Genomic DNA, 8,767 nt, shown 5'->3' with positions numbered 1-8,767 from the left:
TGTCAAAGCGATGATGGGTCACGCGCTGGAGGCACCCGCCAGCACCGGCATCGGCAGTGCCTTCGTCGCGGCATTGACGATTGGCACGGCCGGCGTCCTCGCCGCCGCGCTGGCGCTCCTGAATTCGGCAAACCCCCGACGGACGCTTCGCGGCGAGTGGCTGGCGTTCGGCGGCGTCGGCGTGTCGTCCGCCATGGTGCTGGCAGCGCTGCTCTTCGGAGCGCCGTTCGCGGCCGTCTTCGATCGCATCGATCTCGCCCTCTGGTCGGTCGCTCTGAGCCTTCTGGCGCTCGGTTTCGATGCCATGCTCCACGCGCCGGACGATGAGGAGGACGAAGAAGACGACCTCGCCTTCCGCAAGGCGCTGCTCCAAATCGAGGCCTCGATCCCGCGCGAGGCTCGGGACCGGGCCGAGCAGGGCTCTCGCGCTGCCGGTGAACGATAATGCGCTGGTTCCTCGGCCTCTGGTTCGTGCCGATCACGTTTCTCGTCTTGTGGTTCGCGCTCGCGGCGAACGACATCAATCTCGGAACGTTCTTCTTCTCTCGGGCGATGTATGATCTCGTCTTCACCATGTATGGCAACGTTCTCGGCATCCCGCCCGCCGATCTCCCGCCGATGGTGGCACGGGCGCTGATGCTCGACAGCGCGATCGTCCTGGCGCTCTACGTCTTCCGTCGCCGCAAGCCGATCACAGCCTGGGTCCGTAGCCGCTATGAGCGGTCCGGGTCGCTGGCGCGCAGGACCGAAAGCCTGTCGAGCGCACCCTGAAGAATGAAGGACGCCGCCGCCGAGTCGATTCGCTCGGCGCGCTTGCGGCGCGAAACGTCCATCTCCAGCATCCCGCGCTCGGCCGCGACGGTCGATAGGCGCTCGTCCCAGAAGGCCAGCGGGCGTTCGTCGAGCTTGATGTAGTTGCGGGCGAAGGCGCGGGTCGACTGCGCACGCGGCCCTTCGCTGCCATCCATGTTCAGCGGCAAGCCAAGCACGATGCCGCCGCAACGCACCTCGTCGAGCAGCTTAAACAACGCCGCCGCGTCGATGCCGAACTTGACGCGCCGGATCACCACGCGCGGCGTCGAGAAGCGCAGTCCAAGATCGGACACCGCGACGCCGATCGTCTTCGTGCCGAGATCGAGACCGACGAGAACGGTTCCCGACGGGAGATGGTCCTTCAGCTCGATGACGTCGACGACAGGCATGCACGGCTCCTTGATCCGAACGCGCCGACCCTAATTGACCCCCTCGAACTCACCGGAGATCGAGGGCGGACCCTCGTCGGTGTCGCGCAGGAGACCACCTAGCATGAAGATGACCTATTTCGGCCACTCGGCCTTCCGGATCGACACGGGGTCGTCCGTGATCCTCATCGATCCCTTCCTGTCGGGCAATCCGCACTTCCACGGCGACGTTAAGGCAGCGACCGAGGGTACCACCCACATCCTCCTCAGCCACGGCCATTCCGATCATGTCGGCGACACCGTCGAGATCGCCCGACGCACGGGCGCCAAGGTGGCGGGCACCTACGAGCTCGTCAGCTGGCTCGCCGGCAAGGGCGTCGCCAACATCGAGCCGGCCAACACCGGCGGCACGATCAAGTTCGGCGACTTCTCGGTGACATTGACGCAGGCGTTCCACTCTTCGTCCGACATCTCCGAGGAGGGTGTGATCACCTATCTCGGCATGCCGAACGGATTGGTGCTGCATTTCGCCGACGGACCGAGCGTCTACCACATGGGCGACACCGACATCTTCGCCGACATGGCGATCATCGAGGAGCTGCACCATCCCAAGATCGGCCTCGTTCCGGTCGGCGACCGCCTGACGATGGGCGCCGCCGTGGCGGCACTGGCCTGCCGTCGCTACTTCAACTTCGAGACGATCATCCCGCTGCATTGGGGCACGATGCCCATCCTCGATCCGAACCCGGACAAGTTCCGGGCTGCGATGGAGGAGGAGGCCTCGCGCGTGATGACGCCGACCGTCGGCGAGGCCTTCGACATCTGACACCTTGGGCTCGGTCCCGGCGGCGCCGTTGCGTCGCCGGGACGCCGCCGATATAGCGGGGCCATCAGCGTCACCGCGAAGGATCCGCATGTCTGTCGATACCGCCACCGTGCGCCGCGTCGCGCGTCTCGCACGCATCGCCGTCAGCGACGAGGAAGTCGTGACGATGCAGGGCGAGCTCAATTCGATTCTCGGCTTCGTCGAGCAGCTTCGTGAGGTCGACGTGTCCGGCGTCGAACCGATGACCTCCGTCATTCCCATGGCGATGAAGAAGCGCAGCGATATCGTTACGGACGGGCACAAGGCAGACGACATCGTCGCCAACGCGCCCGAAACCGACGACCACTTCTTCCTCGTGCCCAAGGTCGTCGAGTAGCCGTGGGCGAGGACGTTTCGATCCGGGCTGAGACGCCGTTGCAGGACGACGTTCGCGCCATGGTAAGCGAACTCAACGCCGTCATGATGCCCTTGACGCCCCCGGAGTTCCAGTTCCAGCTGACCGTCGAGGAGATGGCGGAGCCATCCGTCACCGTGCTCGTGGCGCGCAGTGATTCCGGCGAAGCGATCGGCATGGCCTCGCTGAAGGTGCACGACGAAGCGCTCGGCGAGGTCAAGCGCATGTTCACGACGCCGGCGGCTCGCGGCCGGCGTGTGGGCTCCCGACTGTTGCGCAGTGTCGAGGATCTGGCGCTCGAGAAGGGTCTGACGCGGCTCGTGCTCGAAACCGGCGAGGCGCCCGGCTTCGAAGCGGCCTGGCGTGTCTATGAGCGGGGCGGCTACGCCGTCTGCAGCGCGGTGCTCGACTATCCCGATTCCGGCTACTCGCGATTTTACGAAAAGATGCTTGTCCGATGACCGAACTGACCGCCCTGACGATCGCCGAAGCCCGCGACGGCCTGAAGGCGAAGACCTTCACCGCGAGCGAACTGACCGGTGCCTATCTCTCCGCGATCGAGGCCGCAAACGGCGCGCTGAACGCCTATGTTGCGGTCACGCCTGACAAGGCGATCGAGATGGCGGCGGCGTCCGACCGGCGCATCGCCGGAGGCGAAGCCGGCGCGCTCGAGGGCATTCCGATCGGCGTGAAGGATCTCTTCGCCACCGAAGGCGTCCACATGCAGGCGGCCTCGCACATCCTCGACGGGTTCAAGCCGCGCTACGAATCGACCGTGACGGCCAATCTCTGGGCCGACGGCGCCGTGATGCTCGGCAAGCTCAACATGGACGAGTTCGCGATGGGGTCGTCGAACGAGTCGAGCCACTACGGGCCGGTGGTCAATCCGTGGCGCCGCGACGGCTCCGATGTCGCGCTCGTGCCGGGCGGCTCGTCGGGTGGCTCCGCCGCGGCCGTAGCCGCGCACCTTTGCGCCGGGGCCACGGCGACCGACACCGGCGGCTCCATCCGCCAGCCCGCCGCCTTCACCGGCACGGTCGGCATCAAGCCGACCTATGGCCGCTGCTCGCGCTGGGGCATCGCCGCTTATGCGTCATCGCTCGATCAGGCGGGTCCGATCGCGCGCGACGTGCGCGACGCCGCCATCCTGCTGCGCTCGATGGCGTCGGTCGACGCCAAGGATACGACCTCCGTCGACCGCGCGGTGCCGGACTACGAGGCCGCGATCGGGCGCTCGGTCAAGGGCCTGCGCATCGGCATCCCGCGCGAGTACCGCGTCGACGGCATGCCGGCGGAGATCGAGGAACTCTGGCAGAAGGGCATCGCCATGCTGCGCGATGCCGGCGCCGAGATCGTCGACGTGTCGCTCCCGCACACGAAATATGCGCTGCCGGCCTATTACATCGTCGCGCCTGCCGAAGCGTCGTCGAACCTCGCGCGTTACGACGGCGTTCGCTACGGCCTTCGCGAAACCGGCCGCGACATTGCCGAAATGTACGAGAACACCCGCGCCGCCGGCTTCGGCCGCGAGGTGAAGCGCCGCATCATGATCGGCACCTACGTGCTGTCGGCCGGCTATTACGACGCCTATTACCTCCAGGCGCAGAAGGTTCGCACCCTGATCAAGCGCGACTTCGAGACCGTCTTCGACGAGGGGGTCGACGCCCTGCTGACCCCGGCGACGCCGTCGGCGGCCTTCGCGATCGGCGACGAGGCGCTCGCCCGGGATCCGGTGGCGATGTATCTGAACGACGTCTTCACCATCACCGTGAACATGGCGGGCCTGCCCGGCATTTCGGTTCCTGCCGGGCTCTCCGTGGAGGGAACGCCGCTCGGCCTGCAACTGATCGGTCGCCCGTTCGACGAAGAGACGCTGTTTGCCGCCGCCGCCGTCATCGAGAAGGCCGCGGGCCGCTTCACGCCGGCACAATGGTGGTAGGTTTCCGCCGAGCCGTCCGCCGCTTCGTCCGTCCGTCCTGCCCGCACTGATCCGAGTTCGCCCATGACCATCCTCGTCGACACCCGCACGCCCGACCCCAAGAAGTTCATCGCCGGCATGACCGGCGATTGGGAAATCGTCATCGGCATGGAGGTCCACGCGCAGGTCCTGTCCGAGGCCAAGCTGTTTTCCGGCGCCTCGACGAAGTTCGGCTCGGAGCCGAACGACAACGTCTCGCTCGTCGACGCCGCGATGCCCGGCATGCTGCCGGTGATCAACGAGCATTGCGTGCGGCAGGCCGTGCGCACCGGGCTCGGCCTCAAGGCGCAGATCAACAAGCGCTCGGTGTTCGACCGCAAGAACTACTTCTACCCGGACCTGCCGCAGGGCTACCAGATCTCGCAGTTCCAGCAGCCGATCGTCGGCGAGGGACAGGTGATCGTCTCGGTCGGGCCGGATCAGAAGGGCCAGTTCGAAGACATCGACGTCGGCGTCGAGCGGCTGCATCTCGAACAGGACGCCGGCAAGTCGATCCACGACCAGCACGCCACCATGTCCTATGTCGACCTCAACCGCTCCGGCGTCGCCCTGATGGAGATCGTCTCCAAGCCGGACATGCGTTCGGCCGACGAGGCGCGCGCCTACCTCACCAAGCTGCGCACGATCCTGCGCTATCTCGGCACCTGCGATGGCAACATGGACGAAGGCTCGATGCGCGCCGACGTCAATGTCTCGGTGCGCCGCCCGGGTGGCGCGTTCGGCACCCGCTGCGAGATCAAGAACGTCAACTCGATCCGCTTTGTCGGACAGGCCATCGAATCGGAGGCGCGGCGCCAGATCGCCATCCTGGAGGATGGCGGCTCAATCGACCAGGAGACCCGCCTCTTCGATCCGGTGAAGGGCGAGACGCGGGCCATGCGCTCGAAGGAAGACGCGCATGACTATCGTTATTTCCCCGATCCGGATCTCCTGCCGCTGGAGTTCGACGACGCCTTCGTCGAGAGTCTGAAGGCCGACCTTCCGGAGCTACCGGACGACAAGCGCCAGCGCCTGATCGATGTCGCCGGCCTTTCGGCCTATGACGCCTCGATTCTCGTTTCGGAAAAGGCGATCGCCGACTTCTTCGAAGGCGTGTCGGCGGGCCGCGATGCCAAGCAGGCGGCGAACTGGGTGATCAACGATCTCCTCGGCGCGTTGAACAAGAGCGGCAAGGGCATCGAGGACACCCCGGTGACGGCTGCGCAGCTCGGCGCGATTCTCGATCTCATCCGCGACGGTACGATCTCGGGCAAGATCGCCAAGGATCTCTTCGAGATCGTCTGGAACGAGGGCGGCGACCCCGCCGCGCTGGTGGAAAGCCGGGGCCTTCGTCAGGTCACGGACACCGGGGCGATCGAGAAGGCGGTGGACGACATCGTCGCCGCCAACCCCGACAAGGTGGCGCAAGCGCAGGCCAAGCCGACCCTGGCCGGCTGGTTCGTCGGTCAGGTGATGCGCGCGATGGGCGGTAAGGCCAATCCGCAGGCGGTCAACGACATCGTCAAGGCCAAGCTCGGACTGGAATAGGGCGCATTCGTGCGCCATGGACTTCTGCCGCCGCTGATATCATAACCCTTGCCGACGCGAGGAAAGAGCCGATGAGCAAGACCAAAGACTGGCTTCTGCAGACCTTCACCTGGTGGAATGGCCAGACGATCGGCACGCGGTTCTACACGTGGCGTTTCGGCAAGCCGGTGGGCGAGGACGAGCGCGGCAACCTGTTCTACCAGACCGCCGACGGCAAGCGCCGCTGGGTGATCTACAACGGCCCCGCCGAGGCTTCGGCGATCGCGCCGGGCTGGCATGGCTGGATGCATCATCGCGTCGACGTGCCGCCCTCGCAGGAGGACTACCGGCCCCGCGAGTGGGAGAAGCCGCACGTCGCCAACATGACGGGTACCGGCAAAGCGTATCGTCCGAAGGGTTCGCTTCTCAACACCGCCGAGCGTCCGCGCGTCACCGGCGACTACGACGCGTGGCAGCCCTGATCGCCACCGCCTTGCGCCTTGCATCTCTCTCGAGGGCTGCCGTCCTCGCCGTTGCCTGTGTCGTGGCTGGCCTCCAGCCGGCGGCGGCCGAGCGGATCGCCAACAAGGTCGCAGTCTTCTCCGGCCTCGACAAGATCACGGGCCGCATCACGACGTTCGACGTCTATGTGGACGAGACCGTGCAGTTCGGCGCGCTGCAGGTGACACCGCGCGCATGCTTCACGCGCTCGCAAGACGAGGCGCCCAAGACCGACAGCTTCGTCGAGGTTGACGAGATCACGCTGAACCGCGAGATCCGGCGCATCTTCAGCGGCTGGATGTTCGCGGATTCGCCCGGTCTCAATGCCGTCGAGCATCCGGTCTACGACGTGTGGCTGAAGGACTGCAAAAGCGATTCGACCGTCGCGCCGCCGGCAGGATGAAAGTTGGCGTCGCGTTCCAGCGCGACGTCCAGAAGGTTGCGATAATCGGTCCGTTCGATCTCGATCGCGCCGAACCGCTGCAGATGCGTCGTCAGGAATTGCGTATCGAGCAGGGTAAAACCGCCACGGCGCAGCCGCTCGCAGAGATAGACGAGCGAAACCTTCGAGGCGTCGGTACGGCGTGAGAACATGCTCTCGCCAAAGAACGCCGCGCCGAGACTGACCCCGTAAAGACCGCCGACCAGTTCACCATCGGCCCAGGCTTCCACGGAATGGGCGTGGCCCATCGCGAACAGCCCGAGATAAAGCTCCCGGATTTCGGCGTTGATCCAGGTCAGTGGCCGGTCGGGCGTCGCCGCCGCGCAGGCGTCCACCACGTCGGCGAAGGCAGAGTCGAACCGCATCTCGAAGGGCTGACGCCGGATCGTCTTCGCGAGGCTGCGCGGCACGTGCAGCCCGTCGAGCGGCAGAATGCCGCGATGGGTTGGGTCGACCCAGTGCACGGATGGGTCGTCGGCATCCTCCGCCATCGGAAAAATACCCGCCGCGTAGGCGCGCAGGAGAAGCTCCGGGGTGATCCGCAGTTCGTCCCGCCGCGCCATGCTCCGTCCTCGCGTCAGGCCGCCTTGGCCGAGGACGCCAGATACTGCTCCAGCCAGTGGATGTCGTAGTTCCCGGCCTGAATGTCGGGATTGTCGACGAGATCCTGGAAGAGCGGCAGTGTCGTCTTCACACCGTCGACGATGATCTCGTCGAGCGCCCGGCGCAGGCGCATCAGGCACTCGTTGCGGGTGCGGCCGTGGACGATCAGCTTGCCGATGAGCGAATCGTAGAAGGGCGGGATCGTGTAACCCTGATAGACCCCTGAATCGACGCGGATGCCAAGGCCGCCCGGTGCGTGGTAGTAGGTGATCTGGCCGGGCGACGGCGCGAAGGTGCGAGGGTCCTCGGCGTTGATGCGACACTCGATGGCATGACCGAGGAAGTTGATCTCGGACTGCTTCACCGAAAGGCCTTGGCCGGCGGCGACACGGATCTGCTCGTGCACGAGATCGAGGCCGGTGATGGCCTCCGTCACCGGATGCTCGACCTGCAGGCGCGTGTTCATCTCGATGAAATAGAACTCGCCGTTCTCGTAGAGAAACTCGATCGTCCCGGCGCCGCGATATTTTAGCTCGGCCATGGCATTGGCGCAGATCTCGCCGATCCGCGTGCGCTGGGCATCGTCGAGGGCCGGCGAGCGGGCCTCTTCCCAAACCTTCTGGTGGCGGCGCTGGAGCGAGCAATCGCGTTCGCCGAGATGGATGGCGTTGCCCATCCCGTCGCCGAAGACCTGCACCTCGATATGGCGGGGCTTGCCGAGATACTTCTCGAGGTAGACGGCGTCGTCGCCAAAGGCGGCCGCCGCCTCCTGGCGGGCGTTGGCAAGCGCCATCGGCAGATCGGCCGCCGTGTGCGCCACCTTCATGCCGCGACCGCCGCCGCCGGCGGATGCCTTCACCAACACCGGAAAGCCGATGTCGGCCGCGATCTTCAGCGCCTCGTCATCGTCGGTGATCCCGCCTGGGGAGCCGGGAACCACCGGAATGCCGAGACGCCTGGCGGTGCGCTTGGCCTCGATCTTGTCGCCCATGATGCGGATGTGATCGGCCGTCGGGCCGATGAAGGTGACGTTGTGCGCGTCGAGAATGTCGGCAAACCGGGCGTTCTCTGACAGAAAACCGTAGCCGGGATGCACGGCGTCCGCGCCCGAGATCTCGCAGGCGGCAAGGATCTGCGGAATGTTCAGATAGCTGTCGCGCGCCGGCGGCGGGCCGATACAGACGCTCTCGTCGGCAAGGCGTACGTGCATGGCCGCGTTGTCGGCGGTGGAGTGGACCGCGACGGTCGCGATGCCGAGTTCCTTGCAGGCACGCAGCACGCGCAGGGCGATCTCGCCCCGGTTGGCGATCAGGACCTTGTTGAACATGACTGCCCT

12 protein-coding genes are annotated in these 8,767 nt (G+C 66.0%); 9 read left to right on the top strand and 3 right to left on the bottom strand.

Annotated elements, in window-relative coordinates; genetic code table 11:
* Positions 1 to 445, top strand: a 445-nt coding sequence (locus AUL33_RS22445; RefSeq protein ID WP_192843112.1) for a hypothetical protein, incomplete at its 5' end; no start/stop codon positions are given.
* Positions 445 to 771, top strand: coding sequence for a DUF6105 family protein (locus AUL33_RS00970; RefSeq protein ID WP_062202716.1), 327 nt, complete (start codon positions 445 to 447; stop codon positions 769 to 771). The genes AUL33_RS22445 and AUL33_RS00970, both read left to right, overlap by 1 nt.
* Here the strand turns inward: AUL33_RS00970 and ruvX are convergent.
* Complete coding sequence (gene ruvX, locus AUL33_RS00965; RefSeq protein WP_062202715.1) at positions 714 to 1,202, bottom strand: Holliday junction resolvase RuvX; 489 nt, start codon at positions 1,200 to 1,202, stop codon at positions 714 to 716. The genes AUL33_RS00970 and ruvX overlap by 58 nt on opposite strands.
* A gap of 103 nt (positions 1,203 to 1,305) precedes the next feature.
* On the opposite strand from ruvX, the gene AUL33_RS00960 reads away from it, so the two are divergent.
* The 7 genes from AUL33_RS00960 (at position 1,306) to AUL33_RS00930 (ending at position 6,789) form a co-directional block, all read left to right on the top strand.
* Positions 1,306 to 2,007 (top strand): metal-dependent hydrolase, encoded by a 702-nt coding sequence (locus AUL33_RS00960; RefSeq protein ID WP_062202714.1) that lies wholly within the window; start codon positions 1,306 to 1,308, stop codon positions 2,005 to 2,007.
* Between the two features lie 88 nt (positions 2,008 to 2,095).
* Positions 2,096 to 2,383, top strand: coding sequence for an Asp-tRNA(Asn)/Glu-tRNA(Gln) amidotransferase subunit GatC (gatC, locus tag AUL33_RS00955; RefSeq protein ID WP_062202712.1), 288 nt, complete (start codon positions 2,096 to 2,098; stop codon positions 2,381 to 2,383).
* 59 nt (positions 2,384 to 2,442) lie between these two features.
* Complete coding sequence (locus AUL33_RS00950; protein WP_062202758.1) at positions 2,443 to 2,862, top strand: GNAT family N-acetyltransferase; 420 nt, start codon at positions 2,443 to 2,445, stop codon at positions 2,860 to 2,862.
* Positions 2,859 to 4,340 (top strand): Asp-tRNA(Asn)/Glu-tRNA(Gln) amidotransferase subunit GatA, encoded by a 1,482-nt coding sequence (gene gatA / locus AUL33_RS00945; protein WP_062202711.1) that lies wholly within the window; start codon positions 2,859 to 2,861, stop codon positions 4,338 to 4,340. The genes AUL33_RS00950 and gatA overlap by 4 nt, the downstream gene beginning before the upstream one ends.
* Before the next feature lie 63 nt (positions 4,341 to 4,403).
* The gene (gatB, locus tag AUL33_RS00940; protein ID WP_062202709.1) at positions 4,404 to 5,906 is read left to right on the top strand and encodes an Asp-tRNA(Asn)/Glu-tRNA(Gln) amidotransferase subunit GatB; all 1,503 of its coding nucleotides are present in this window, start codon (positions 4,404 to 4,406) and stop codon (positions 5,904 to 5,906) included.
* A gap of 71 nt (positions 5,907 to 5,977) precedes the next feature.
* Positions 5,978 to 6,367: an NADH:ubiquinone oxidoreductase subunit NDUFA12 gene (locus tag AUL33_RS00935; protein WP_062202707.1), complete on the top strand. Its 390-nt coding sequence runs from the start codon at positions 5,978 to 5,980 to the stop codon at positions 6,365 to 6,367.
* A complete protein-coding gene (locus AUL33_RS00930) occupies positions 6,355 to 6,789 on the top strand; it encodes a DUF2155 domain-containing protein (RefSeq protein WP_062202704.1) in 435 nt (144 codons plus the stop codon). Before AUL33_RS00935 ends, AUL33_RS00930 begins: the two co-directional genes overlap by 13 nt.
* On the opposite strand, the gene aat is transcribed toward AUL33_RS00930, so the two are convergent.
* On the bottom strand, positions 6,729 to 7,391 hold the full coding sequence (gene aat / locus AUL33_RS00925; RefSeq protein ID WP_062202702.1) for a leucyl/phenylalanyl-tRNA--protein transferase: 663 nt from the start codon (positions 7,389 to 7,391) through the stop codon (positions 6,729 to 6,731). The genes AUL33_RS00930 and aat overlap by 61 nt on opposite strands.
* A gap of 14 nt (positions 7,392 to 7,405) precedes the next feature.
* Positions 7,406 to 8,758, bottom strand: coding sequence for an acetyl-CoA carboxylase biotin carboxylase subunit (gene accC, locus AUL33_RS00920; protein WP_062202700.1), 1,353 nt, complete (start codon positions 8,756 to 8,758; stop codon positions 7,406 to 7,408).
* Positions 8,759 to 8,767 lie beyond the last annotated feature (9 nt).

This window comes from Aureimonas sp. AU12 (assembly GCF_001463705.1).
Lineage (GTDB): Bacteria > Pseudomonadota > Alphaproteobacteria > Rhizobiales > Rhizobiaceae > Aureimonas.
This window is presented reverse-complemented; position numbering and strand designations above follow the sequence as displayed.

Coding starts and splice junctions, on each gene's coding strand:
- AUL33_RS00970 (WP_062202716.1), top strand. CDS start 445: ATGCGCTGGTTCCTCGGCCTCTGGTTCGTGCCGATCACGTTTCTCGTC.
- ruvX (WP_062202715.1), bottom strand. CDS start 1,202: ATGCCTGTCGTCGACGTCATCGAGCTGAAGGACCATCTCCCGTCGGGA.
- AUL33_RS00960 (WP_062202714.1), top strand. CDS start 1,306: ATGAAGATGACCTATTTCGGCCACTCGGCCTTCCGGATCGACACGGGG.
- gatC (WP_062202712.1), top strand. CDS start 2,096: ATGTCTGTCGATACCGCCACCGTGCGCCGCGTCGCGCGTCTCGCACGC.
- AUL33_RS00950 (WP_062202758.1), top strand. CDS start 2,443: ATGGTAAGCGAACTCAACGCCGTCATGATGCCCTTGACGCCCCCGGAG.
- gatA (WP_062202711.1), top strand. CDS start 2,859: ATGACCGAACTGACCGCCCTGACGATCGCCGAAGCCCGCGACGGCCTG.
- gatB (WP_062202709.1), top strand. CDS start 4,404: ATGACCATCCTCGTCGACACCCGCACGCCCGACCCCAAGAAGTTCATC.
- AUL33_RS00935 (WP_062202707.1), top strand. CDS start 5,978: ATGAGCAAGACCAAAGACTGGCTTCTGCAGACCTTCACCTGGTGGAAT.
- aat (WP_062202702.1), bottom strand. CDS start 7,391: ATGGCGCGGCGGGACGAACTGCGGATCACCCCGGAGCTTCTCCTGCGC.
- accC (WP_062202700.1), bottom strand. CDS start 8,758: ATGTTCAACAAGGTCCTGATCGCCAACCGGGGCGAGATCGCCCTGCGC.